Annotated in this window: 19 protein-coding genes and 1 pseudogene; 8 read left to right on the top strand and 12 right to left on the bottom strand. The window is 71.8% G+C overall.

Annotation, left to right across the window (positions count from 1 at the left end):
• Positions 1–75: 75 nt before the first annotated feature.
• Positions 76–2,697, bottom strand: a complete 2,622-nt coding sequence (locus Drose_RS08825) for a bifunctional acetate--CoA ligase family protein/GNAT family N-acetyltransferase (protein WP_260727680.1) — start codon at positions 2,695–2,697, stop codon at positions 76–78.
• Positions 2,698–2,729: 32 nt separating this feature from the next.
• Between Drose_RS08825 and Drose_RS38730 the strand changes: the two genes are divergently transcribed.
• Entirely contained in the window at positions 2,730–2,999 is a 270-nt protein-coding gene (locus Drose_RS38730) for a DivIVA domain-containing protein (RefSeq protein WP_313900006.1), read from the top strand.
• A gap of 127 nt (positions 3,000–3,126) precedes the next feature.
• On the opposite strand, the gene Drose_RS08815 is transcribed toward Drose_RS38730, so the two are convergent.
• The gene (locus tag Drose_RS08815; protein ID WP_390891421.1) at positions 3,127–4,257 is read right to left on the bottom strand and encodes an acetoin utilization protein AcuC; all 1,131 of its coding nucleotides are present in this window, start codon (positions 4,255–4,257) and stop codon (positions 3,127–3,129) included.
• Between the two features lie 41 nt (positions 4,258–4,298).
• Positions 4,299–5,108: a sulfurtransferase gene (locus Drose_RS08810; protein WP_390891346.1), complete on the bottom strand. Its 810-nt coding sequence runs from the start codon at positions 5,106–5,108 to the stop codon at positions 4,299–4,301.
• A gap of 81 nt (positions 5,109–5,189) precedes the next feature.
• Between Drose_RS08810 and Drose_RS08805 the strand changes: the two genes are divergently transcribed.
• From Drose_RS08805 to Drose_RS08795, 3 genes are read left to right on the top strand one after another with little or no spacing between them, the layout of a single operon-like run.
• Complete coding sequence (locus Drose_RS08805) at positions 5,190–5,843, top strand: metal-dependent transcriptional regulator (RefSeq protein WP_313900039.1); 654 nt, start codon at positions 5,190–5,192, stop codon at positions 5,841–5,843.
• Positions 5,844–5,849: 6 nt separating this feature from the next.
• Complete coding sequence (locus tag Drose_RS08800; protein WP_260727679.1) at positions 5,850–6,248, top strand: winged helix-turn-helix transcriptional regulator; 399 nt, start codon at positions 5,850–5,852, stop codon at positions 6,246–6,248.
• 27 nt (positions 6,249–6,275) lie between these two features.
• The gene (locus tag Drose_RS08795; RefSeq protein WP_260727678.1) at positions 6,276–7,220 is read left to right on the top strand and encodes a hypothetical protein; all 945 of its coding nucleotides are present in this window, start codon (positions 6,276–6,278) and stop codon (positions 7,218–7,220) included.
• A 17-nt stretch (positions 7,221–7,237) separates the two neighbouring features.
• On the opposite strand, the gene Drose_RS08790 is transcribed toward Drose_RS08795, so the two are convergent.
• Together Drose_RS08790 and lhgO are read right to left on the bottom strand one after the other, a co-directional pair.
• Entirely contained in the window at positions 7,238–7,771 is a 534-nt protein-coding gene (locus tag Drose_RS08790; protein ID WP_260727677.1) for a hypothetical protein, read from the bottom strand.
• Positions 7,772–7,811: 40 nt separating this feature from the next.
• The gene (gene lhgO / locus Drose_RS08785) at positions 7,812–8,996 is read right to left on the bottom strand and encodes an L-2-hydroxyglutarate oxidase (protein ID WP_260727676.1); all 1,185 of its coding nucleotides are present in this window, start codon (positions 8,994–8,996) and stop codon (positions 7,812–7,814) included.
• Positions 8,997–9,050: 54 nt separating this feature from the next.
• Between lhgO and Drose_RS08780 the strand changes: the two genes are divergently transcribed.
• A complete protein-coding gene (locus tag Drose_RS08780) occupies positions 9,051–10,070 on the top strand; it encodes a lysylphosphatidylglycerol synthase transmembrane domain-containing protein (RefSeq protein WP_260727675.1) in 1,020 nt (339 codons plus the stop codon).
• Positions 10,071–10,186: 116 nt separating this feature from the next.
• On the opposite strand, the gene Drose_RS08775 is transcribed toward Drose_RS08780, so the two are convergent.
• On the bottom strand, positions 10,187–11,185 hold the full coding sequence (locus tag Drose_RS08775) for an ADP-ribosylglycohydrolase family protein (protein WP_260727674.1): 999 nt from the start codon (positions 11,183–11,185) through the stop codon (positions 10,187–10,189).
• Between the two features lie 175 nt (positions 11,186–11,360).
• On the bottom strand, positions 11,361–12,572 hold the full coding sequence (locus Drose_RS08770) for an acyltransferase family protein (RefSeq protein WP_260727673.1): 1,212 nt from the start codon (positions 12,570–12,572) through the stop codon (positions 11,361–11,363).
• A 116-nt stretch (positions 12,573–12,688) separates the two neighbouring features.
• On the opposite strand from Drose_RS08770, the gene Drose_RS08765 reads away from it, so the two are divergent.
• The gene (locus tag Drose_RS08765) at positions 12,689–14,575 is read left to right on the top strand and encodes a DUF1616 domain-containing protein (RefSeq protein ID WP_260727672.1); all 1,887 of its coding nucleotides are present in this window, start codon (positions 12,689–12,691) and stop codon (positions 14,573–14,575) included.
• A 73-nt stretch (positions 14,576–14,648) separates the two neighbouring features.
• On the opposite strand, the gene Drose_RS08760 is transcribed toward Drose_RS08765, so the two are convergent.
• The 3 genes and pseudogenes from Drose_RS08760 to Drose_RS08750 all read right to left on the bottom strand — a co-directional run bounded on the left by Drose_RS08760 (position 14,649) and on the right by Drose_RS08750 (position 18,765).
• Complete coding sequence (locus Drose_RS08760) at positions 14,649–17,483, bottom strand: vitamin B12-dependent ribonucleotide reductase (RefSeq protein WP_260727671.1); 2,835 nt, start codon at positions 17,481–17,483, stop codon at positions 14,649–14,651.
• Between the two features lie 281 nt (positions 17,484–17,764).
• Positions 17,765–18,199: pseudogene (gene nrdR / locus Drose_RS08755) on the bottom strand (transcriptional regulator NrdR); the annotation flags it as partial.
• 278 nt (positions 18,200–18,477) lie between these two features.
• Complete coding sequence (locus Drose_RS08750; protein ID WP_260727670.1) at positions 18,478–18,765, bottom strand: LysM peptidoglycan-binding domain-containing protein; 288 nt, start codon at positions 18,763–18,765, stop codon at positions 18,478–18,480.
• A 413-nt stretch (positions 18,766–19,178) separates the two neighbouring features.
• Between Drose_RS08750 and lexA the strand changes: the two genes are divergently transcribed.
• Complete coding sequence (lexA, locus tag Drose_RS08745; protein WP_260729658.1) at positions 19,179–19,859, top strand: transcriptional repressor LexA; 681 nt, start codon at positions 19,179–19,181, stop codon at positions 19,857–19,859.
• A 314-nt stretch (positions 19,860–20,173) separates the two neighbouring features.
• Here lexA and Drose_RS08740 read toward each other — a convergent pair whose 3' ends face one another.
• Complete coding sequence (locus tag Drose_RS08740) at positions 20,174–21,778, bottom strand: esterase-like activity of phytase family protein (RefSeq protein ID WP_260727669.1); 1,605 nt, start codon at positions 21,776–21,778, stop codon at positions 20,174–20,176.
• 75 nt (positions 21,779–21,853) lie between these two features.
• Positions 21,854–23,272 carry a GTPase HflX gene (hflX, locus tag Drose_RS08735; RefSeq protein WP_260727668.1) on the bottom strand — a complete coding sequence of 473 codons (1,419 nt, stop codon included), beginning with the start codon at positions 23,270–23,272 and terminating at the stop codon, positions 21,854–21,856.
• Positions 23,273–23,431: 159 nt separating this feature from the next.
• Between hflX and Drose_RS08730 the strand changes: the two genes are divergently transcribed.
• Positions 23,432–24,865, top strand: coding sequence for an NAD-dependent malic enzyme (locus Drose_RS08730; RefSeq protein WP_390891345.1), 1,434 nt, complete (start codon positions 23,432–23,434; stop codon positions 24,863–24,865).
• The last annotated feature ends 53 nt before the right edge of the window (positions 24,866–24,918 follow it).

The raw sequence follows: 24,918 nt of genomic DNA, 5'->3' as shown, positions 1-24,918 counted from the left end.
CGAACGAGTTGACCTTGGTGACTTTCAGTGGTTCTGGGCACGGAAAACCACCAAGGTCAACACGCGACGACACGGTCAGAGGCGCCTCGGGCCCTGGTCGGGACGTGGCAGGCCGGCGAACACCGCGCTCGCGTGCAGCACCGCCAGGCCTGTCGGGCGGGCCAGCACCGGGTTCAGCGACAGCGCCGACAGCGCCGGCTGTTCGTCCACCAGCCTGCCGACCCGCAGCAGGAGGTCGGCCAGCGCGTCCAGGTCGACCGGTGCCGCGCCGCGGTAGCCGGTGAGCAGCGGGGCCGCCCGCGGCGCGCGGACCAGTGCGGCCGCGTCGCGGTCGGTCAGCGGCACCGGGCGCCAGGCGCGGTCGCCGAGGAGGTCGACCGCCTCGCCGCCCAGGCCGAAGCCGACGACCGGGCCGAACGACGGGTCGTCGACCACCTCGACGACACACGCCACGCCGGGGGCGACCATCGGCTGGACGACCACCTCGACGCCGCGGCCGAAGAGGCGCTCCAGCTCCTCGTACGCCTCCTGGACCAGGGCCGCCGAGGTCAGGTTCAGCCGTACCGCACCCAGGTCGATCCGGTGGCGCCACGGCTTCGTCGCCACCTTCAACGCCACCGGGCAGCCGAACTCGGCCGCCACCGCCTCCACCGCCGCGCCGGCGGCCGGACGGGACGGCACGACCGGGATGCCGTAGGCGGCCAGCAGTTCGTCAGCCACGACGTCGTCGCCGGGGGGCGCCGAGGCGGCCAGGCGCACGGCGACGGCGCCGCCCGCGACGGTGTCCACGCCGGCCAGGCCCGCCGGCAGGGCGCCGACCGGCTCCCGGCGCCACGCGGCGTACCGCGCGACCCGCCCCAACGCCCGCACCGCCTCCTCGATCGCGGGGAACATCGGCAGCGCGGGCGGGTCGCCGTCGACGTACGCGGGAGCCACCGTGAACGACGGGTCCGCCGGCATCACCACGGCCAGCGGCCGGGCCGACCCAGCGGTGGAGTTGCGCAGGAGCTCGGCGACGCCCAGATTGTCGCCCTCGGCGAGCGCGGGCGCGTACGCGGCGACCACCGCGTCCACGGTCTCGTCGTCGAGGGCGTCGTGGACGGCCTTCACGAAGTCCACGTCCGACACGGCGGGGCCGAGATCCCGCGGGTAACCGTCGGCGACGCGCAGCCCGGCGGCCGGCGCCTTGGCAACGGTGAGCACGCCCAGGGCGGCGGCGTTGGTGACGACCGCGACCCGGTTGCCGGGCGGCAGCGGCTGCCCGGCGATGAGCAGCCCGACGTCGAACAGCTCGGCGACGGTGTCGACCCGGATGACGCCGGAGCTGGCGAACAGGGCCGCCACGCCGCGCGCGTCGGGGCCGGTCGTCACCGCGTCGAGCGCCGGCGGCCGGACCGGGCTGGCGACGGCGGCGACCGGCTTGCGGCGGGCCAGCTCGCGGGCGATGCGCGCGAACTTGCGCGGGTTGCCGAACGTCTCGAGGTACAGCAGGACGGCGTCGGTCTGCGGGTCCTCCCGCCAGTACTGCAACGCGTCGTTGCCGGACACGTCGGCGCGGTTGCCGGCCGAGACGAACGTCGACAGGCCCAGGCCCCGCCGGTCGGCCTCGGCCAGCAGCGCCGTGCCGAGTGCGGCCGACTGGCTGAAGAAGCCGACGCGGCCCCGGCGGGGCAGCAGCGGCGCCAGTGTGGCGTTGAGCCGCACGCCGGGGTCGGTGTTGGCGATGCCGAGGCAGTTGGGCCCGACGAGACGCATGCCCTGGCCGCGGACCGCCCGCAGCAGCGCCGCCTGCGCCTCGGCGCCGGCCCGGCCCGCCTCGGCGAACCCGGCCGACACGACGACGAGACCGTGGACGCCGGCCGCGGCGCAATCCTCGACGACACCCGGGACGGCCTCGGCCGGGACCGCGACGACGGCGAGGTCGACGCCGGAGATACCGCGCAACGAGGCGACGGCGGGACGGCCGCCGACCACCGTGGCGGACGGGTGGACCGGGATCAGCTCACCGGCGAAGCCGGCGCCCTTGAGGTGGTTCAGCAGGGCCGCGCCGACGCCGGTGCCGTCGGCGCGGGCGCCGTAGACGGCCACGCCGCGCGGGTTGAGCAGCCACCCGATCGAGCGGGCCTCGGCCCGCTGCTCGCGGGTCCACTGGACCCGCAGGGAGTCGGGCGTGGCGGCGATCGGGAACCACAGATGCACGACCCCGTCGGCGAACTCGCGCTCGATCCGGAACCCGGCGGCCACGAACACCCGCAGCATGGCCTGGTTCACCGGCAGCACGTCCGCCTCGAACTCGGTGATGCCCTCGGCATCTGCCGCCGCGACGAGATGCTCGATGAGCACCGAACCGATCCCCCGGCCCTGGTGCGCGTCCTCGACGACGAAGGCGACCTCGGCCTGGTGCGAGCCGGCGCCGAGCCGTTCGTACCGCCCGACCGCGATCAGCCCACCGGCGTGCTCGACGACGAACGCCTCGCGGTCGTGGTGGTCGACGTTGACGAAGCGCTCCAGGTCACGTGCCGGGATGCGCGGGTAGGCGGAGAAGTATCGCAGGTAGCGGGTGCGCTCGGAGAACCGCGAGTGCAGCGCCACGATCCGGTCGGCGTCGTCGGGCCGGATCGGCCGCACGTGGACGGTTGTGCCGTCCGAGAGCAGGACGTCCGCGGCCCGGCTCGACGTGTCGTTCACGTTCCCCATCGTCGCACCACGGGGGATGTACCGTGTCCGGCATGATGTTGACCCCGGCGGACGTGCAGGCCGTCAGGTTCCCGAAGGCGCCCTTCGGCAAGCGCGGCTACGACGAGGACGAGGTGGACGAGTTCCTCGACGTCGTGGCCCGGACACTGACCGCGCTGCACGACGAGCTGTCGTCGTTGCGGTCCGCCGCGTCGCCCGAGACGTCGTTCGGCACATCCCAGGCGGCGGAGAGCGCGATGCTGGCCGAGCTGGACAAGATCAAGCAACGGCTGTCGCGCATCGAGGCCGTCGTCCGCACCTGACGTCCCGCACCCCGAGCCCCCCACGCTGTGTTGATCTTGCAGTTGTGGTGCCTGCCAAACTCGGACAAAGTGGGAGTGTCGCGGCACCATGACTGCAAGATCGGCGCGGGACGGCGGCGGGTGCGGGTCAGTCACGCGGGTCATGCGGGTCCAGGCCGAAGAACGGGAACGTCAGGCGGCGCGTCGCCATGATCGATCGGTCGATCGCGTCCGGGGACTCGCCGGGCACCCACGGGATCCACTCGACGTCGCCGCCGTCCGTCATCGCCGGCGGCACCCGATGGGAGGGGCGCCGCTCGGCGGCCAGCTCCCGCCAGGCCGCGGGTGTCTCCACCGCCGGGTCCAGCGCGTCGCCGGTCAGCACCGCCAGCAGATGGGTCCAGGCCCGGGGAACGCATTCGACCAGCGCGTATCCGCCGCCGCCGCTGGCGACCCACTTCCCGCCGGCGACCTCGGCGGCGAGGTCCCGCAGCGCGAGATAGGCCGCGCGCTGACCGTCGACGGTGAGCCGCAGATTGGCGAGCGGATCGTGCCGGTACGTGTCGGCACCGCACTGCGTGAAGAGCAACTGCGGGCGGAAGGCGCGCAGCACACCCGGTACCACCGCGTGAAACGCCCGCAGCCAGCCCTGGTCATCCGTCCCGGGCGGCAGGGCCACGTTGACCGCCGACCCCTCCGCGCCCGGCCCGCCGGTCTCGTCGGGGAACCCGGTGCCGGGAAACAGCGTGCGCGGCGACTCGTGCAGGCTGACGGTGAGCACCCGCGGGTCGTCGTAGAAGATCTCCTGCACCCCGTCGCCGTGATGCACGTCGATGTCGACGTAGGCCACCCGCTGCGCGCCGAGTTCGAGGACGCGCTTGATCGCGACCGCGGGGTCGTTGTAGACGCAGAATCCGGCCGCGCGGTCCGGCATGGCGTGGTGCAGGCCGCCCGAGATGCTGACCGCGCGGTCGGTCTCGCCCAGCCACACCGCCTCGGCGGCCCGCCGCGTGGCGCCGGCGATCAGCGCGCTCGCCTCGTGCATGCCCACGAACGTCGGGTTGTCGAGCGTGCCGAGGCCCATCATGCCGATCCGCCGGCCGGTCGACGCGGCCTTCACGACGGCGATGTAGTCGGGGTCGTGGACGGTCGCGAGGATCGCGTCGGTGGCCGGCTCCGGCCGCTGGACGGTGACACCTGGCCGGTCCAGCACCCCGAGCGACCGCGCGAGCGCCATGGTCAGCTCCACCCGCACCGGATCCAGCGGATGGTCGCCCATGTCGTACCGCAGGAGCGCCTCGTCCCAGACCACGAGCGTGTTCACGACGATTCCTCCGTTGCGACGGTACGGGTGGGATCGGTGATCCAGTGACTCCACGATCCCACGTACAGCGCCGGGTCCAGCCCCTGCTCGTAGAGGGCCAGCACGATCTGCGCGGCCGTGACCCCCGACCCGCAGTAGGCGCCGATCCGGTCGCCGCTGATGCCGAGCGGTGTGAGCAGCCCTTCCGGCGTGACGGTCCGCGCCGCCGGGACGTTGACCGCGCCGGGGATGTGGCCCGCGACCGGGTCGACCGGCTCGACCTCGCCGCGGAACCGGGCGGCGACACGGGCGTCGATGAGCGTGTTGCGCGGGTCGGCGGCCTCGACCTCCGTCCATACCGGCATGTGTCCAGGCGTCACAACGACGTCCCCCGCTGCCGGCACCGGCGCTTCGGTCGTCACCGGCAGTCCTGCCGCCACCCACGCCGCGTATCCGCCGTCGAGCACCCGGACGTCGTCCACACCGGCCCAGCGCAGCGTCCACCAGGCCCGGGCCGCGGCGCCGGTAGGATTGGACCCGCCTGCGTCGTACACCACCACCGGATGTCCGGCGCGGACCCCCAATCTCCGCAGCGCTGTCTCCAGCTCCGCGGGATCGGGCAGCGGATGCCTCCCACCGGCGCCCGGCTGCCCACAGAGGTCGACGTCGAGGTCGGCGAAGACCGCGCCAGGCAGGTGGCCGGCCGTGTATGCGGCCCGGCCGTCCTTCGCAAGGGTCCAGCGCACATCGAGAAGAGTCGGCGGTTGGGCTGACCGCACCAGCTCGGCGAGCACGGCAACGTCCAAGATCGCCCGGTTGGCTGTCACGTTCCAATCTTGTCGTACGCAGCGGGTAGCATCGCGTACCGGGAGGGCAGGGCAGTGAACGACCTGGTCGATACCACCGAGATGTATCTGAAGACGATCCTGGAGCTCGAGGAGGAGGGCATCGTCCCCAAGCGGGCGAGGATCGCTGAGCGCCTGCGTCAGAGTGGCCCGACCGTCAGCCAGACCGTCGCCCGCATGGAGCGTGACGGCCTGCTGATCGTCGAGGGCGACCGCCACCTGGCGCTGACCGACGGGGGCCGCGCGCACGCGGTCGCGGTCATGCGCAAACACCGGCTGGCCGAGTTGTTGCTGGTCAACGTCATCGGCTTGCCGTATGAGCAGGCTCACGAAGAGGCCTGCCGCTGGGAGCACGTCATGAGCGACGCCGTCGAGCAGCGGGTCTACGAGTTGCTCGGCCGGCCGACCCGTTCGCCCTACGGCAACCCGATCCCGGGCCTGGAGAGCCTCGAGGGCAGCGGCACCGCCGACGAGGTGGGCGACGCGGAGCGCAACCTGGCGTTTCCCGGGCTCGCCGGTTCGGTCGTCGTGAGCCGCATCTGCGAAAGCGTCCAGACCGACGCCGACGTGCTGCGCCAGTTGCACACCGCCGGCATCGACCCGGGCGCGACGGTCACCGTGGCGCAGGAGCGCGACGGTGTCAGCATCGACCGTGCCGGCGAACGCATCCGCCTTCCCCGCGAGGTCGCCTCGCGGGTGTTCGTCGCCGCGCACTGACCAGTCATGCGGTCCGAGGACGGCTGCGCGCCCGCCTGCTCCGTGCAGGAGGTCGTCGACCGGGTCGCCGGCAAGTGGAGCGTGTGCATTCTCGTCGCCGCCGCTGACGGCCCGATCCGGTTCACCGAGCTGGAGCGGGCCATCAGCGGCATCAGCCGGCGGATGCTGACCCTGACGCTGCGCAACCTCGAACGTGACGGCCTGCTGGTCCGGACCGTCTACCCGACCGTCCCGCCCCGGGTGGAGTACCGGTTGACGCCCATGGCCACGGAGCTCCACACGGCACTGGTCGCCCTGACCGCCTGGGCCGAGCGCCACCGCGCCGACGTCGCGGAGGCCCGCCGCCGCTACGACGACCGGGCGAACCCACCCGAGGGCGATAGTGACGGATTGCGCCGCTCCTGACGCCATATGCCGCCTTAGGCTCTCGTCGTGGCCCTCGACCTTGCGTTCTCCGACGAGGTGCTGGAGAAAGCGCTCCGGATGCTCGCGGACGACGCCGACCCGCAGCCGGCGCTGGAGCTGATCACGACCGCCGGCGACGTCCATCGCAAGGAGCACGTGGTCGAAGTGCTCGGCGGCGCCGGACAGCGGCACCTGGACCCGCTGCGCGACCTCGCCGACCGGCAGCCGTACCGGCCGGAGCGCTGGCTCCTGCTCGGGGCGTCGCTCGCCGCCGCGGCGTGGACGGCCCGCGGCACCGCCGACGGCGAGCACACCAGCCATCGGCAGCTACGCGACCAGGAGGTCCTGGTCGGCGAGGCGCGCCGGGCCCTGCGCCGGGCGGCGGCGCTCGACCTGAGCGACCCGGTGCCGTGGAGCGAGCTCGTCGGGGTGGTACTGGGCGCGCCGCTGTACACGAGCGAGCCGACCGACGTGTTCAAGCGGGCGATGATCCTGGCGCCGGACCTGTACCGCGCCCACACCCGCTACCTGGCCGGCCTCACCAACAAGTGGTACGGCAGCCAGGAGAGGGTCCTGGCGTTCGCCCGGACCCGGGCGGCGGAGCGGCCCGACGGCCACCCGCTCCTGGCCCTGGTCGCCCTGGCCCACATCGAGGGTTACGTCGACGGCCTCCTGCGGGGCACCGTGTTCACGCGGTTCTGGCGCGCCTGGCGGTACTTCGCCGACACCGCGATCCGCCTGGAGGTCGACGCGGCCTCCGACCGGCTGCTCGCCGGAGCCGCGGCCTTCGCCAACCACCCGTGGACGATCACGGCCCACCAGGCGTTCGCCGCGCTGTACCACCAGGCCAACGTTCCCGACCGGGCCCGTCCGCACCTACGGCTGAGCGGCACCCGGCCCGCGGTGTGGCCCTGGCGGTACTTCGGCGACCCCGAGCGGCTGTTCGCCGCCGCGGTCGGTGCGCGGGGCTGACCTGGACGCCGGCCGGTTCACAGACTGCTCAGGTCGATCAGCTTGGCCAGCTCGACCACCTTCGGCATCGCCTCCGCGGCCTTGTCGTCGCCCGTGCCGGGGGCGAAGCGCAGCGACAGCTCGATGATGCGCTTGTTGCCGGCGAGCCAGCCGACCTCGACGCCCGGCCCGGCGTCGCCCACCGGCGGGGTGGGCATCTCGTAGCCGACCAGACCGAGGTCCGGGACGGCGGTGGCGTCCTTCGGCTGGACGATCGAGCCGAAGACGTCGGCGCCGACCGTGGTGCTGCTCACCGACAGGATCAGGTCGGGGTAGCTGGCGCCCTGCGTCTGGAGCACACACGTGAAGGTGTTCTCCTGGGTCGCCGCCGCGGCCACGTTCAGGTCGAGGCCGAGCTTCGCGTTGACCATCGCGAAGTCGAGGAGCTGGCACGCGCCGCCGGCCGCGGCCGCCGGTGCCGTCGATCGCTGAGCGGCCGGCGCGGCGCCGGCGTCCCCGTCGCAGCCGCCGAGCAGCAGTGCACAGCACGCGGCCACCAACACCATTCGCACAGCGGCCCACCGTAGTACCGACCGCGTTCGATGGAAAGCCCTACCCCACCGGTAGTCGTGCGGTGATGTACTTGGCGATCTCCAACGAGCTGGTCGCCGCCGGTGAGGGTGCGTTGAGGACGTGGACCTGCCGCCCCTCGGCGACGATGAGGAAGTCGTCGACGAGGTCCCCCTTGGGGGTGATCGCCTGGGCGCGGACCCCCGCGGCGGCCGGCACCAGGTCGTCGGCGGTCACGGCGGGGACGAGCCGGGCGAGGCTCGCGGCGAACCGGCGCTTCGACAGCGACCGGCGCACCTCCGTCAGCCCGTACCGCAGGTGGCGGCGAGCCAGCGCCCACAGCCCCGGGTAGGTGACAGCGTCGGCGACGTCACGGGGCCGGATGCGGCCCCACGTGTAGCCCTCCCGGGCCAGGGCGAGAACCGCGTTCGGCCCGGCGTGGACGCTGCCGTCCACCATCCGGGTGAGATGCACGCCGAGGAACGGGAACTGCGGGTCGGGCACCGGGTAGATCAGGCCGTTGACCAGGTGCCGCCGGTCCTCGCGCAGCTCGAAGTACTCCCCCCGGAACGGGATGATCCGGGCGGGCGGGCGGATCCCCGCCATCCGGGCGACCCGGTCGGCGTGCAGGCCGGCGCAGTTGACGAGGACGTCGGCGGTCAGGTCGCCGGTCGTCGTGCCGACCACGATCTCGTTCCCGCGGTCGCGGATGCCGGTGACGGCGCTGCCGGGGCGCAGGGTGGCGCCGTTCTTCTCGCTGAGCGCGGCCAGGGCGACGCAGACCGCGCCGAAGTCGGCGATGCCTGTCGATGCGACGTGGATGCCCTCGACGCAGGCGACCTCGGGCTCGTGCTCGCGGGCCTCCCCTTGGCCGACCATCCGCACCGGCAGGCCGTTGGCGAGCGCCCGCTCGTACAGCGCGCGCAGGCGCGGCAACTCCGACTCGTCGGTCGCCACGATCAGCTTGCCGGTGACCCGGTGCGGGATGTCGTGCTCCCGGCAGAACTCGACCATGGACGCGCTCCCGGCCTTGCAGAGCGTCGCCTTGAGACTGCCGGGCTTGTAGTACACCCCGGCGTGGATCACGCCCGAGTTGTGCCCGGTTTGGTGCGCACCCCACGTGTGTTCCTTCTCGACCACCGTGACCTGCGCGTCCGGGTGCTCCAGGGTCAGCCGGTGGGCGGTGGCGAGCCCAACGATGCCGCCACCGATGACCACGTACCGCACGTGGGCTCCTTCAGCCTGAGAGGGTCGCAGGCCTGCATGCTAGCGTGACCGGTCGTGGGTGAGTCCGAAACGATCACCGGCGACCCTGTGCAGGACCCGGCGGTCGCTCCGACGCCACCGGCCCGTCCCTGGCGTGCCAGGTTGGTCAAGGCCGTCCGCATCCTGGCCGTGCTGGGCATCGTCTACTTCATCGTCGCGACCACGGTCGACCAGTGGAGCGATGTCGCGACGACGTTCCGGGAGCTGTCGTGGCCGTCGCTGGTCGCTTCGCTCGCCGCCGCCGTCGTCTCTTTGTGGGCGACGATGATGGCGTGGCGCGCGATGGTCGGCAACCTCGACCACCGGCTGCGCGTCCGGGACGCCGCGCCGATCATGCTGGTCGGCGCACTGGGCAAGTATCTGCCGGGCACGGTCTGGGCCTACGTCGTGCAGATGGAGCTCGGCCGCCGGGCCGGGGTCTCCCGCGCGAAGGTGTTCATCGGGTCGGTCGTGGTGACCGGCCTGGGTGTCGCGTGCGGCCTGATCCTGTCGGCACCCGGCTTCGGTTTCGCCTCCGACGGGGCCGATGCGTCGGGCCACGGCACGTTCGGGCCGATCGCGGTCTGGTCCGCGGTGATCCTCTTCCCCTTCGCCCTCGTCTGCTGCTACCCGCCGCTGCTCACCTGGCTGGTCAACCGGGCGATGCGGCTGCTGCGCCGCGCGCCGCTGGACCGCCCGATCGGGTGGCGGCCGGTGCTGGAGAGCGTCGCCTGGATCGCGATCGGCTACCTGGCCGCCGGCCTGCACGTCTGGCTGCTGGTCCGGTCCGACCTGCCCGGCTTCGAGGGCTTCCTGGGCAGCGTGTTCGCCATGGCGCTCGCGCTGAGCATCAGCACCTTCGTCATCGTGGCCCCGTCGGGCCTCGGCGCCCGCGAGTTCCTGATGGCGGTCGCCCTGGCCGGCCTCGGCATGTCGTGGCCGTCGGCGTGGGCGATCACGCTCGTGTCGCGGCTGCTGTTCACCCTCGCCGACGTGGCGGCGGCCGGCGTCTCCGCCGCCGTCGGCCTACGCCGGATCCGCCGCTCGGCGGGTTAGCGGGTCCGCCGGCGGGCGGCTGGGCCCGGCGCGGCGCCGCCGCCCTCCTGTGGAGGCCCAGCGGCGCCTTCGTCAGCGCCTGGGCGAACGTGTACACCAGGCGGCCGGCCCGCTCGTCAGCTCCAGGCCTTCGCCAGCCGGTCGAGCTCCGCGCGGTACTCGATCCGCTCGTACCACTCGGCCGGCCAGGCGTCCTCGCCGTGCGCCGCGCCGGCGAAGCCGCCCGCGAGCGAGGCGATGGAGTCGGAGTCGCCGGAGGAGGCGGCACCCCGGGCGATCGCGTCGACCGGACTGTCGGGGAAGAGCAGCAGGCAGTAGACCGCCGTGGCGAGCGCCTCCTCGGCGACCCAGCCGGCGCCGGCGGCCGAGCACGGGTCGACGTCCGGCCCGATGTACCGCACCGCGTCCTCGATCCCGTCGAGCGCGGTGCGGCACTCGTCCCAGCCGCGGGCGATGAACCGCTCCGGCGACTCGGCCATCGGCTGCCGCCAGAGCTGGTCGCCGAGCCAGTCCCCGCGGTACACGGTCCGCTGCGACGCGCACCGTTCCCGCAGCGCCTCGGGAAGCTCCGCGACCGCCAGACCGTCGATCAACCAGCGCACGGCGAACGCGGACAGCTCCGCCGCCGCCAGCCCGGTCGGGTGGCCGTGCGTCAGCGCCGCCTGCAACTGCGCGGCACCGGCGCGCTCGTCGTCGGTGAGGCCGGGTGCGAAACCCATCGGCGCGACGCGCATGTTGGCGCCGCAGCCCTTCGAGCCGGCGACGGTCGCCTCCCACCAAGGCTTGCCGGCGGCCATCCCGGCGCAGGCGTCCATGCAGGTGCGCCCGGGCGCCCGGTCGTTCTCGTCGCTGCTCCACCACTGCAGGAACCGGCCCCGGATCCGCGGCTCCAGCCGCTCGGCCGTGACCGGCGGCTCCTCCATCGCGCTGAGCAGCCCGTCGGCGACGGCGAGGGTCATCTGCGTGTCGTCGGTGACCATCGCCCGCGGTGGCAAGTCGTGCGGGCCGCGCTGCCCGTATCGGCGCAGAATCTCCTCGTAGCTCAGAAACTCGGTGGGCGCGCCGAGTGCGTCGCCGAACGCGAGCCCGAATAGGGACGCTTTCACCTTCGACATGGCTTCCTCCAACCGCGGGGCGTGGCGGAAGCGTAGTCCCACCGGGCCAGCACGGCGTCCGGTGCCCGGCTCAGAGCCCGTCGGGAACGGCTCCGGCCAGCAACTCGGCGACGCTCGACACGGCGGTCTCCCGATAGGCGCCCAGCGACCGGGACGGGCCGTAGCGGTGTCGCTGTCAGGGGCGGCCGGCGCCCACCAGGACCGGGGACTCGGCGGGCCGGCGGATCTCGCGGCGCAGGGACCAGTGCTTCAGCGACAGCGCCGGCTTCTCCACGACGTGCCAGGACAGCGCGGCGAGTGCCAGCGCGCCGGCGGCCGACAGCACGATGTACGGCACCAGGCCCCATTGCGCGCCGCCGAACAGGGCCACCGACTGTTGCACCGGGAACGCGTAGATGTAGATGCCGTAGGAGTAGTCGCGGTCCCGGCCCACCCGGTGCAGGACCGGCGGGAGGGCACAGGCGGCCCAGATCAGCAGGTACGCGTAGGCCGGGTAACCGAACACGTAGAAGCCGCCCACGAACATCGACGACGCCAGGACCACGGCGGCGGCCAGGCCCGGCACGGGGTGGATCGGGACGCGGTGCTGGTACAACTGGAACACCGCGCCGAGCAGGAAGAGGAAGCCCAGGTAGACCATCGTCTGCAGGTCCAGGTAGCCGATCAGCGGGATCGGGCCGAGGACGCCCCGCTGCAGCGGATGCGTCGCCGGGCCCGACGACGGCAGCGCCAGGAAGAAGTCGGTGACGATGACCGCGTACGTGCCGACGGCGAGCACCAGGACCAGGCCGGGCGAGCGGCGGAGCACCCCGGCGGCGATCAGCGCGATCAGGCCGGCGTAGCAGCTCAGCTCGTACGCCAGACTCCACAGTGAACCGTTGAAGACACTGCCGTGGGCGAGGCGCCCGTATGGCGTCTCCGTCAGCAGGTCACCGATCCCCCACTGGTGCGGGTTGCCGAACCAGTTGGCCCACGCGTACCGCATCGGGCCCGCCGGGTGGTCGAACAGCGACCGCAGCGAGCCGCGCGTGATCACGCTGAGCAGCGGCGCCACGACGAACGCGATGACGAGCAGGCACACCCACAGCCCGGGGAAGATCCGCAGGAACCGATGCCAGGCGAAACGCATCGCGCCGAGGCGCTGGGCGCTCGCGGTCACCAGGAAGCCCGACAGGACGAAGAACCCGTCCACGGCCAGGGTGCCGAGGTCGATCTGGCCGTGGGTCTGCCGCAGGCCGGGGTTGCCCGCGCCGAAGCCGAGCGGCCAGGAGTGCGCGACCAGGACGGCGAAGGCCAGGCCCAGGCGCAGGAAACCGAGGCTGTTCGCCTTCGGCGAGTACCGCGAACGCAGCGTCGGTAGCTGCGACCAGGAAGCGATGATCCGCACGCCAGGTCCAATCCGGTGGGGTGTCTCCCCGATCAACGACGCAACCAGCACCGAGATTTGCTGATAAAAGCGGTAAATACCGAATGACCGACTTGCTCGTTGAACGGATTGTGTCAGTGGTAGCGCCACCTGAGCCGGACGCCACGCCCGGCGAGTCCCGGGACGTCCAGGTCACAGCGGGTCCGGGCAACCGGGTTCAACTACGCACGGCCGGACTGGTGACGGCCGCGTGGGTGGTGGTCGTCGCGGCGTACGCCGCCGGTGTCGCCGCGATACTCCCACCGCTGCTCGTGGTCGCCGTCGCCGCCGTGCTCCGCGGCGGCCGGACACTCCTCGACCGGCTGATGCTGGCGATCGGGCTGCTGTTCGGCCTCACCTGCGTCGCCGGGCTCGTCTTCGCCGTCTGGCCCTGGGGCCTGCACCCGGTCGCCGTCGCGGGGACCGCGTTCACCGTCCTGATCGTCGCGGCGGCCGTCACCGGGCGTCGGCCGGCGCTGCCCCGGCCCCGCATCGGCGACGCGATCGCGGCCGCCGCGGTCGGCGGGGTGGCCGCGGTGCTGATCCGCCCGGTGCTGCGAGACGGCCCCGCCGGCCGGCTCGCGCGCATGCTCGACGGCGAGGACCTGGCCCGGCACACCTCGGTGTTCGACGCGATCCGCCGGACCGGCGGCTACCTGTTCGAGCAGCCGGAGGCGGCGGAGCGGCTCGTCTACCGCGGCATGGTCACCTACCCGCAGGGGTCGCACCTCCTGGCCGGGCTGCTCGACGGCTTCGTGCGCTCGTCGTCGGGCGATCTCGGCAGCGGTACGAGCATGCTGACGCACTACCTGGCCTACGTCCTCGGCGGATACCTGCTGCTGACCCTCGCACTGATCTGGGCCGCCCAGTGGATCGGCGCGGCCGTCCTGACCCCCTCCCGGCAGTTGCCGGTCGCCGCGTTCGTGGCCGGGCTGTGCGGCTTCGGCCCGCTCCTGGACATGGTGCGGATGGGCTACCCGAGCCAGGTCGCCGGCCTGGCCGCGGCGGTGCTGCTGCTCGCGCTGCTGGTCCGGCCGCTCGCCGGGGCGCGTCAGCAGTTGGTCCTCGTCGGGCTGCTGCTCGGCGCGGTCGGCTTCACCTACTACCTGTACCTGCCGCCGGTCGGGCTCGCCGTCCTCGTCTGGCTGCGGCGCGACCGGCACCGGGTCCTCAAGCACCGCGCCTTCGCCGGGGTGGCCGCCGCCCTGGCCGTCGTCTCGGCCGTGCCGATGGCGACGGGGGTCCTCCTCGCCGGGCAGGGGAGCGTGCTGTTCACGGCCGGCGCGATGGGCTTCGACCGCACGATCATGGTCGTGCTGGGCGTCGTGGTGGGCGTGTCACTGCTGACGCGGCGGGCCCGCCGCAGCCGCGTCTGGCGCGGCTACGCCATGGTGTTCGTGCCCGTCGCCGGCTTCGCCGGTGCCATGGCCGCGGCGCAGTGGTTCGCGAGCGGCAGCGGCGGCTATTACGCCAGCAAGGCGCTGTTCCTGCTGTTCGCGCTGCTGATCGCGGGCGTCGGCGCGGTGCTGCTGCACCTGCCGCCCCCCGAACCCGGTCGCTCGGCCGTTCCCCGCTGGTCGGCGGCGGTGCTGGTGTTCCTGCTCGTCGTGGGCGGCTTCACGGCCGGGCCCGGTGACCGCCGGTACCAGTTGACGCGGCACTGGGCGGAGGCGCGGGCGGTGCTGGAGACTCATGCGCGGTTCACCGACGATCCGGTCATCCCGACGGTGATCGTCGGCGACGACGAGGGTTACGAGTCGTACCGCATGACCCTGTTCCTGCAGACGCTGCAGCGCACGTCGGGCACGATGGCGGCGGCGACGTACGAACACGAGCCGGTGTCGTCGCCGAAACGCCTGGACGCGGTCGTGGCACGGATTCCGGGCAGCATGCGGCTGGTGGCGTTGTCGGAGACCGCGGAGCGCCGGGCGCTGGCGGTGCGGGCCCGTCACCCGGAGCTCGACATCGAGGTCGTACGCCTCTGACCCGCCCCCGGCTCCGCCGACGGCAGACCGCCCGGCTCCCTCGGGGGAGCCGGGCGGTCGTCGCTCCGGCGGCTCAGCTACAGCCGCTGGTGGAGCCGCAGCCCTCGCAGACGTAGCAGGAACCCGCCGGGCGCATCTTCGTGCCGCACGTGAAGCACAGCGGCGCGTCGGCCGCCTTGCCCTGGACCAGCTCCAGCAGTTCCGTCGACGAGCCGGCCTTGCGCGTCGCCGGCGTCTCGACGGGCTTCGCCGCCGCGGCCGGCTTCTCGGTCTTCTCCACCTTCTCGACCGGGGCCGAGTTGCGCATCTCGGTCAGGTCGACGTCGGCCTCGCCGGCCTCGGCACGGAGCTGGGCCGCGCGCTCCGCCGACGTGAGGATGCCGAACTCCGAGCGGGTGTCGAAGTCCAGGAAGTCCAGCGCCAGCCGGCGGAAGATGTAGTCCATCACCGACGACGCCAGGCGGATGTCCGGGTCGTCGGTCATGCCGGCGGGCTCGAACCGCATGTTGACGAACTTGCTGACGTAGGTCTCCAGCGGCACGCCGTACTGGAGGCCGATCGAGATCGCCACCGAGAACGCGTCCATGACGCCGGCCAGGGTCGAGCCCTGCTTCGACATCTTCAGGAAGACCTCGCCGAGGCCGTCGTCCGGGTACGACGACGCGGTCAGGTACCCCTCGGCGCCCGCGACGGAGAACGAGACCGTCGAGCTGGGCCGCTTCTTCGGCAGCCGCTTGCGCACCGGCCGGTACTCGATCACCTTCTCGGTCTTCACGACCTCCTGGACGGGGGCCGCCTCCTTCTTGGAGCTGTTCACCGCCGACAGCGGCTGGCCGACCTTGCAGTTGTCCCGGTAGATAGCGAGGGCCTTGAGGCCGAGCTTCCAGCCCTGGAGGTAGATCTCCTCGACGTCCTCGACGGTCGCCGACTCCGGCATGTTGACCGTCTTGGAGATGGCGCCGGAGATGAACGGCTGGATCGCCGCCATCATGCGGACGTGCCCCATCGGCGCGATCGTACGCTCACCCATGGCGCAGTCGAAGACGTTGTAGTGCTCGGGCCGCAGACCGGGCGCGTCGACGACGTGGCCGTGGGCGGAGATGTGCTCGACGATCGCCTCGACCTGCTCCTCCTGGTAGCCCAGGTTGCGCAGGGCGCGCGGCACGGTCTGGTTGACGATCTGCATCGAGCCGCCGCCGACGAGCTTCTTGAACTTCACGAGGGCCAGGTCGGGCTCGACGCCGGTGGTGTCGCAGTCCATCATCAGGCCGATGGTGCCGGTGGGTGCGAGCACGCTGGCCTGCGAGTTGCGCCAGCCGTTCTTCGCACCGATCTCGTTGCCGCGCCGCCACTCCGCCGTGGCCGCCGCCTTGATCGCGGTGTCGACGGTGCCGACCGTCTGGATCGCGTCGTTGGCGTCGGCGTGCTTGCGCATGACCCGCTGGTGCGGCTCGGCGTTGCGGGCGTAGCCGTCGTACGCGCCGACCACCCCGGCCAGCTCGGCCGAGCGGCGGTACGCCGTGCCGGTCATCAGGCTGCTGATCGTCGCCGCGACGGCACGGCCACCATCGGAGTCGTACGCGAGGCCGCTGGCCATCAGCAGGGCGCCGAGGTTGGCGTAGCCGATGCCGAGCTGCCGGTACGCGCGGCTGGTGGCGCCGATCTTCTCGGTCGGGAAGTCGGCGAAGCTGATCGAGACGTCCATCGCGGTGATGACGAGCTCGACCGACTTCACGAACCGTTCGACGGCGAACGTGCCGTCGGCGTCGAGGAACTTCAGCAGGTTGAGCGAGGCGAGGTTGCAGCTCGAGTTGTCCAGGTGCATGTACTCGCTGCAGGGGTTCGACGCGGTGATCCGACCGGTCTCCGGGCAGGTGTGCCAGTCGTTGATCGTGTCGTCGTACTGGATGCCCGGATCGGCGCACTCCCACGCCGCCTGTGCGATCTTGTGGAACAGCTCCTTGCCCTTGACCGTCGACACGACGCTGCCGTCGAGCCGCGACCGCAGCGCGAACTCGGTGTGGTCCTCGACCGAGCGCATGAACTCGCCGGAGACGCGGACCGAGTTGTTCGCGTTCTGGTACTGGACGCTGACGATGTCCTTGCCACCGAGGTCCATGTCGAAGCCGGCGTCCCGCAGGGCGCGGATCTTGTCCTCTTCACGAGCCTTGGTCTCGATGAACTCCTCCACGTCGGGGTGGTCGACGTCGAGGATGACCATCTTCGCCGCGCGGCGGGTCGCCCCGCCCGACTTGATGGTGCCGGCGGACGCGTCGGCGCCGCGCATGAAGGAGACCGGGCCGCTGGCCGTGCCACCACTGCTCAAGAGCTCTTTGGACGAGCGGATCCTGGACAGGTTGACGCCGGATCCGGAGCCGCCCTTGAAGATCAGGCCCTCTTCCTTGTACCAGTCGAGGATCGAGTCCATGGAGTCGTCGACGGCGAGGATGAAGCAGGCGCTGACCTGCTGCGGGCTGGGGGTGCCGACGTTGAACCAGACCGGCGAGTTGAAGCTGAACACCTGGTGGAGCAGCATCCAGGTCAGCTCGAGACCGAAGATCTCGGCGTCCTGGTCGGTGGCGAAGTAGCCGTAGTCCTGGCCGGCCTTCCGGTACGTCGACACGACGCGGTCGATGAGCTGGCGCAGCGACCGCTCACGGCCCTCGGTCCCGACCGCGCCGCGGAAGTACTTCGTCGTGACGATGTTCGCCGCGTTGATGCTCCAGCTCTGCGGGAACTCCACGCCGCGCTGCTCGAAGTTGATCGAGCCGTCCCGCCAGTTGGTCATGACGACGTCACGGGCCTCCCACGTCACCTCGTCATAGGGGTGGACACCCTCGGTCGTCCACACGCGCTCGATCCGCAGCCCCTTGCGTGCCGATGCTTTGGTCTTCGTCTCCCCCGCCATCCGCGGCCCCCTCTGGTCAATGATCCTGGTTCGAAGTTGTGGTGCTCGCGTCATGCGACCGGGCGCGCGGTGTGCACGCCTCCGGCCGCCGTCAGCGTGTTGTCCGCCGGTTCCCCGGCCTCCCCCTGCTGTTCCTTCGCCGGCGCCGGCGGTTTCTGCTCCGGCCGCGACGGTGGCTGCTGCGCCTGTTGCTGCTGCGGTTGTACCGGCTGTTGCTGCTGCGCCGGCTGCTGGTGGTGCGCCGGCGGCTGTTGCGTCGGCGGCTGTTGCTTCTGCCCGGCCCTTAGCGCGGCGATCTCCCGCTCGAAGTCGCTCAGCGAGTCGAACGACCGGTACACGCTCGCGAACCGCAGGTAGGCGACCTCGTCGAGCTCCCGCAGCGGCGCGAGGATGGCCAGGCCGACCTCGTGGCTGGGCAGCTCGGCGGCGCCCTTGGCGCGCACCGTCTCCTCGACCTTCTGCGCGAGCAACGCGATCGCGTCCTCGTCGACCGGCCGTCCCTGGCAGGCCTTCCGCACGCCGGAGATGATCTTCGAGCGACTGAACGGCTCGGTCACCCCGCTGCGCTTGACCACCGCGAGCACGGCCTCCTCGACCGTCGTGAACCGCCGGCCGCATTCCGGGCAGGACCGGCGCCGCCGGATGATCTGGCCATCCTCTGCCTCACGGGAGTCGACCACCCGCGAATCGGCGTGCCGGCAGTACGGGCACCGCATCGATGCACCTTCTCTCAGTCTACGCCGGATATGTCCGTATAAAACGCACACGGACATCCAGCGGTCACCCTTGGTGCGGGCTCCGCCGGAAAGATGACGTTAGGTAGGGGTGATTGTCGAATCCACAACCTGTGGACGACTTGCAGCCCTGTAACTACTACATCTAGGGGTAGACGCTATGCCGACGCCTACGCCTACGCAAGTCAAACGCGGATCCCGACACGTTTGTGTCGCGCGTCTCAACAGACTGGACGACCCTCGATCAACATTCGCCCTGCTCAGCGGGTGCGCGGCAAGATCAATCGCTGCCCGGCATCGATCCCGTAGCCGTCCAGGTCGTTGAGACGGCGAATGTCCTCGACCGTGGCGTCACGACCACGCGACCCTGCGTGACGACCGGCGATTCCCCACAACGTGTCGCCCGGCTGCACGATCACGGTCGGCGCGGGGCCGGGCGGATCGGCGGCCCGGCCGGGCGTGGACACCAGCACCAGCAGACCCCCGGCGACGGCGAGCAGGAAACAGAACACCACGACGCGACCCCGCCGGGTCAGGCGAATCGGCACGGCTCCCCCTCATTTCCGTACAGCCGTTCTATCGAACGGACGTACGATGGTCCTATCAGAGCAAGAAGACACGTGTCGAGCGGACCCGCCGAAAAACAGCCCGCCACGTAGTACAGATGTTTGAAACTGGCACACTTCGGCGATACGGTGATCCACACACGATCAAGGCGTTGCGTGTGTTGATGATCGTGGCAGGGCGAAACATGACAGCCTGGGCCGCCCAGCCGGGCCGAACAGGTCGACGGGCCACCCCACGGCCCGTCCGCACGCGCAGCGGCTGCGCGTGTCGACAGAGGGAGGACGACGTGTCAGCCGACGACCGCACCGACGCACCCGTGAGCGAGCCGGCCGAGGTCACCGCGATTGGCCGTGGCTCCCGCCGCGGCACCCGCCGGCGCGGAGGCGAGCCGGAGATGCGCGCGGTGACCGCGGTGGTCAGCGCGTTCCCCGACCTGTTCGCCGCCGACCTGACCGTCCGGCAGCGCCGGATCCTGGAATTCATCCGCGGCGCGGTCGAGCGCAACGGTTATCCGCCGAGCGTCCGCGAGATCGGCGAGGCCGTCGGCCTGGTCTCCCCGTCGAGCGTCGCCTATCAGCTCAAGGAGCTCGAGCGGAAGGGCTACCTGCGCCGCGACCCCAACCGCCCGCGTGCCGTCGACGTCCGCCCGCCCAGTGAGCTGGTGGCCGTCGACGAGGAGGCGGCCCGCGCGGCCCGCCCGTCGCCGGCCTACGTCCCGGTGCTCGGCCGCATCGCCGCCGGTGGCCCGATCCTGGCCGAGCAGGCGGTGGAGGACGTGTTCCCGCTCCCCCGCGAGCTGGTCGGCGAGGGCACGCTCTTCATGCTGCAGGTCAAGGGCGACTCGATGCTCGACGCCGCCATCTGCGACGGCGACTGGGTCGTCGTCCGCCAGCAGCCCAACGCCAACAACGGCGACATCGTGGCCGCCATGCTCGAGGGCGAAGCGACCGTCAAGACCTACCGCAACCGCGACGGCCACGTCTGGCTCATGCCGCAAAACGCCGCCTTCGATCCCATCCCGGGCGACAACGCGACCATCCTGGGCCGCGTCGTGACGGTGGTCCGCCGCATCTGACGCCAGCCCGATCCGACCTTGCCGGATTCCGGTGGCTCGACGTTCGCACGTTTGGTGATCGGTGCGGCGTGGCGGGCGACTGCTGGATCGCGGCCAGGATCGTCGTGGACCATCCAAGGCCGCGACTTGCAGGCGCGCGGCCGCCCGTCAACCCCGCGTTGCGCAACGGGACGGTGGCGCATAGTCGCACGGTCCGGTGTCCGCCGCTCGCGGTCGCCGCCGGACCCGGCACGGCACGTTCCGGCCGGACGTGGACCTGGCCAGTGGCCGGGCCACGGATCGCCACCAAGGTCAATTGCGGACCGCGAGGGGTGTCAGCGGTGTGGGGCGTAGCCGCGGTCGTAGCCGTCGTGGTCACCGGGGTGCCGGCTTCGGCCGTACACGCCGCCGGTCTGGCCCGGCGGGGGCGGCGGAGGAGGGAAGCCGCCCTGCTGGCCGAAGCCGCGCGTGCCCGAGGGTTGCTGCCCGTGGCCGGCCGAGCCGGAGCCGCCCCGGCCGTACACCGGGCCGTCCCGGTCCGGACCGTCCTGGTCGTATCCGGCCGGACCGGGACTCGACGGGGCAGCGCCGTAGACCGTGCCGCCGCGGTTGGCCGGCGCTGGAGCCGTGGCCGGAGCGGCCGGACGGGCGCCGTAGACCGTGCCACCCGCACCGCCGGGGCCACCTGGGCCGCCCGAACCACCTGGCGGACCGGCCTCAAACGGATCGCCGCGCGGGTCGCCGCCGAAACCGCCACCTGGGCGGCCGCCGAAACCGCCACCCGGCCCGCCGACCGAGGCCGCGGCGCGGACCGGGGCCGCGGGCGGCGCGTTGCGGCGGGCCATGCGGGCACGGCGGATGCCGAAGATGCCGGCCGCGACGAGGATGAGGCCCACGATGCCGATGGCCGCCACCGCATACGTGATGTCCTGGAGCGTCAGGCTTTCCAGGAACGACTGGTCGTCGCCCTTCGGCGCGGGCAGGTTGGCGCCGGCGCCCTTGCCCGGACTGATGTTGGTCGGCGTGTATCGCAGCAGGGGAACCTTTTTCGCCGAGTCGACGTCCGAGGCGGTGATGTAGGTCTTACCGTCGGCCGAATATGTGATCGACTCGCCCTGGGGCTCGTTCGGCAGCGGGGTGATGCGCGGCTTGCCGGTCGTGATCGCCTTGACCACGTCACCACCGGGGACGTCGAACTCGTATGCGTCCGAATACGTCCGGATGACGACCTTCGAGCCGTCGGGCGACGCCGCCGCCCCGGTGACGAGCTTCCAGCCGAGCAGGCCGAGCGGGTTGGGCGTCTTCGTGTCCTGCGCCGTGAAAGAGCCGACCTTCTTGAGCTTCACACCCTCCTGGGCCTTCGGCTGCAACGGCCCCTCGGGGACCCAGACCTCGCTGGCCGGCGTCTTGGTGATGATGATCGGGCTGCCGTCGGCGGCCAGGAGCATCGCCTCTGCGTCGTGCTTCTTGCCGTCCGGATATGCGAGCCGGTGGATCGTCGGCTCCTTGGAGCCGGCCGGCAGGCTCCACACCGCGATCGTCCGGCGCGGGTCCTTGCTACCGCCGCTGGCCTCGTCGTTGTCGCCGATGTCGGCGATCCACAGCGTGCCGGTCTTGTCGATCGCCAGGTCTTCGGGGTCGAGTGCCGTGGACGGGTAGCTGATCGTGCCGACCACCTTGCACGCGCTGTCGAGCTGGAAGATCTTCGCCTTGTTGCCGCCGGACTGACTGTCCTGGATGGCGTAGAAGCCCGTGGCGGTGGCGACGAGACCGGAGATCTCGCTCACCTGCCGGCCGTCCGGGGTGCAAACGGCCTGGCCGGCGCCGGACGCGGCGGGTGACGGATGGCTCGACGGGGACGGCGCTGCCGCGGCCGGAGATGACAGCCCGGCCGACAGACTCAGAACAGCGGCCGCGCAGAGCCCCACCCGTCGTCGCATCGCACAAGTCTGGCAGAGCCGGACCGGTTCTGGGTGCGCCCGGTCCGGCTGTCACTCCCTGTGATTGCAGAAACTCTATGCGGACATCGCGAACGGAGCGAGCTCGGCCGCGAGTGCCTCGGTGACCCGTGCACGGATGCGCGTGCCCTCGGCCAGGTGCGCGGTTTCGAGCACCTCGCCGATGGCGTGGACGCGGGCGACCAGGTCGCCGCGGTCATACGGCACCACGGCCGTCAGCTCGATCGCCGGCCACGGCAGCCGGTCCTCGACCGCCGCACGGACGTCGTCGATGCCGGCACCCGTGCGGGCCGACGCGAAGACGGCGTCGGGCCACAGGCGCTTGAGCCGCAACTGGGTCTCCTCGTCGGCGGCGTCGACCTTGTTGACCACGAGCAGCTCGGGCACCGCGTCGGCGCCGACCTCGGCCAGCACCTCACGTACTGCTCGAACCTGCTCTTCCGGGTCTGGGTGGGCGCCGTCGACCACGTGGAGCACCAGATCGGCCTCGGCGACCTCCTCGAGGGTCGACCGGAACGCCTCGACCAACTGGTGCGGCAGGTGCCGGACGAACCCGACGGTGTCCGACAGCGTGTAGATCCGCCCGTCCGCCGCGCGTGCCCGCCGGGTGGTGGTGTCGAGGGTGGCGAACAGCGCGTCCTCGACCAGCACCCCCGCGCCGGTCAGCCGGTTGAGCAGGCTGGACTTGCCGGCGTTGGTGTAGCCGGCGATGGCCACGCTCGGCACCCGGTTGCGCCGGCGGGTGGACCGCTTGGTGTCGCGGATGGTCGCCATCGCGGCGATCTCCCGCTTGAGGCGTGCGATGCGGTGGCGGATGCGCCTCCGATCGGTCTCCAGCTTGGTCTCACCGGGACCGCGCAGGCCGACGCCGCCGTTGCCGCTGGCCGAACCACCGGCCTGCCGGCTGAGCGCCTCACCCCAACCGCGCAGCCGTGGCAGGAAGTACTGCAACTGGGCCAACTCGACCTGGGCCTTGCCCTCCTTGCTCTTGGCGTGCTGGGCGAAGATGTCGAGGATCAGCGCGGTGCGGTCGATGACCTTCACGTTGACCTGCGACTCCAGGGTGCGCAACTGGGACGGCGACAGCTCGCCGTCGCAGATGACGGTGTCCGCGCCGGTGCTCCGGACGACGGCGCGCAGCTCGTCGACCTTGCCCCGGCCGACGTACGTCGAAGAGTCCGGCCGGCTGCGCCGCTGGATCAGCCCGTCGAGGACCTGCGATCCGGCGGTCTCGGCCAGCGCGGCCAGCTCGGTCAGGGAGTTTTCGGCGTCGGTGGCGGTGCCCTCCGTCCACACCCCGACCAGGATCACCCGCTCGAGGCGCAGTTGCCGGTATTCGACCTCGGTGACGTCGGCGAGCTCCGTGGAAAGGCCGGCGACGCGGCGGAGGGCGTGGCGCTCCTCGAGCTCGAGATCACCCGCGTCGAACTCGACATCGTCCGCAAGGTCCTCGAACGTCGCTCGTGCTCGCAACATGTACTCCTCGATGGTGCGGTGACAACCCGTCAATCGTGACACCTCAGGCATCCGAAAGCACTTGATATTGGCCGTACGGCCATCGACCTGTCACGATCAGAAGGTCCCGGTGCGGCAGCCGGGTGACGGGCGGGGTGAGAATGGGGTGAGAATGGGCACGTGACACCTGCCACGCACCGTCTGCCCAGCGCCGGTTTCTCCATCACCATTCGCGTCTCCGTGCTGGCCGATGCCTCCGCGATCGGCCGCCTCACGACCTCGGTCGGCGAGTCGGGCGGCATCGTCACCGCCGTCGACGTCGTCGACTCCGACAGTGCCAACGTCGTCGTCGACCTCACCTGCGACACCGCCGACTCGGCCCATGCCGAGCAGGTCGTCGCGGGCCTGGAGAAGCTCGACGGGGTCGATGTCCGCAAGGTCTCCGACCGCACGTTCCTCCTGCACCTCGGCGGCAAGATCGAGGTCGCACCCAAGGTCGCCCTCCGCAACCGCGACGAGCTCTCCCGCGCGTATACGCCCGGTGTGGCCCGCGTCTGCCTCGCCATCGCCGAGCATCCCGAGGACGCCCGCCGCCTGACGATCAAGCGCAACACGGTCGCCGTCGTCACGGACGGCTCGGCCGTGCTCGGCCTGGGCAACATCGGGCCGTATGCGGCGATGCCCGTCATGGAGGGCAAGGCCGCCCTGTTCAAGCGCTTCGGCGGGGTCGACGCCTGGCCCGTCGTGCTCGACACGCAGGACACGGAAGAGATCATTTCGATCGTGCGGGCGATCGCGCCGGCCTACGGCGGCATCAACCTCGAGGACATCGCCGCGCCGCGCTGCTTCGAGATCGAGGAGCGGCTCCGCGACCAGCTCGACATCCCCGTCTTCCACGACGACCAGCACGGCACGGCGATCTGCGTCCTGGCCGCCCTCACCAACGCACTGCGGGTGGTCGGCAAGCCGATCGACCAGGTCCGGGTGGTCGTCAGCGGTGCCGGCGCCGCCGGCACCGCCATCATCAAGCTCCTGCTGCGCCAGGGCGTCGGCGACGTGATCGCCTCCGACCGGCCGGGCGCGCTGCACCGGGGCATGACCGGGCTGTCGAGGTCCTGGCAGTGGTTGGTCGACAACACCAACAAGGACGACTACCGGGGCGACCTGCGCGGCGCGGTGGTCGGCGCCGACGTGTTCATCGGGGTGAGCGCCCCCAACCTGCTCACCGGCGACGACATCGCCGCGATGGCGCCCGGCTCGATCGTGTTCGCCCTGGCCAACCCCGACCCGGAGGTCGACCCGCGGGAGGCCCGCGAGCACGCCGCGATCGTCGCCACCGGCCGCTCCGACCAGCCCAACCAGATCAACAACGTGCTGGCCTTCCCCGGCGTGTTCCGGGGCATGCTCGACGCGCAGGCGCGGGAGTTCACCGAGGCGATGGCCCTGGCGGCCGCTCAGGCGATCGCCGACACGGTCGGCGAGGACAAGCTCAACCCGACCGTCATCGTCCCCAGCGTCTTCGACGCCCGGGTCGCCCCCGCCGTGGCCGCGGCGGTGCGAGCGGCGGCGAAGGGCCCACACCTGGACTCCACCCCGGACGGCGAGCCGTCCTGACCCCGCCCCGCGCGTTGATCTTGCAGTTGTGGTGCCGCGACACTCCCTCTTTG

Origin of the sequence: Dactylosporangium roseum, from assembly GCF_025264685.1 — a bacterium.
Lineage (GTDB): Bacteria > Actinomycetota > Actinomycetes > Mycobacteriales > Micromonosporaceae > Dactylosporangium > Dactylosporangium roseum.
This window is presented reverse-complemented; position numbering and strand designations above follow the sequence as displayed.

Coding starts and splice junctions, on each gene's coding strand:
- Drose_RS08825 (WP_260727680.1), bottom strand. CDS start 2,697: ATGGGGAACGTGAACGACACGTCGAGCCGGGCCGCGGACGTCCTGCTC.
- Drose_RS38730 (WP_313900006.1), top strand. CDS start 2,730: ATGATGTTGACCCCGGCGGACGTGCAGGCCGTCAGGTTCCCGAAGGCG.
- Drose_RS08815 (WP_390891421.1), bottom strand. CDS start 4,257: ATGGGCGACCATCCGCTGGATCCGGTGCGGGTGGAGCTGACCATGGCG.
- Drose_RS08805 (WP_313900039.1), top strand. CDS start 5,190: ATGTATCTGAAGACGATCCTGGAGCTCGAGGAGGAGGGCATCGTCCCC.
- Drose_RS08800 (WP_260727679.1), top strand. CDS start 5,850: ATGCGGTCCGAGGACGGCTGCGCGCCCGCCTGCTCCGTGCAGGAGGTC.
- Drose_RS08775 (WP_260727674.1), bottom strand. CDS start 11,185: ATGTCGAAGGTGAAAGCGTCCCTATTCGGGCTCGCGTTCGGCGACGCA.
- Drose_RS08760 (WP_260727671.1), bottom strand. CDS start 17,483: ATGGCGGGGGAGACGAAGACCAAAGCATCGGCACGCAAGGGGCTGCGG.
- lexA (WP_260729658.1), top strand. CDS start 19,179: ATGCGCGCGGTGACCGCGGTGGTCAGCGCGTTCCCCGACCTGTTCGCC.
- Drose_RS08740 (WP_260727669.1), bottom strand. CDS start 21,778: ATGCGACGACGGGTGGGGCTCTGCGCGGCCGCTGTTCTGAGTCTGTCG.
- hflX (WP_260727668.1), bottom strand. CDS start 23,272: ATGTTGCGAGCACGAGCGACGTTCGAGGACCTTGCGGACGATGTCGAG.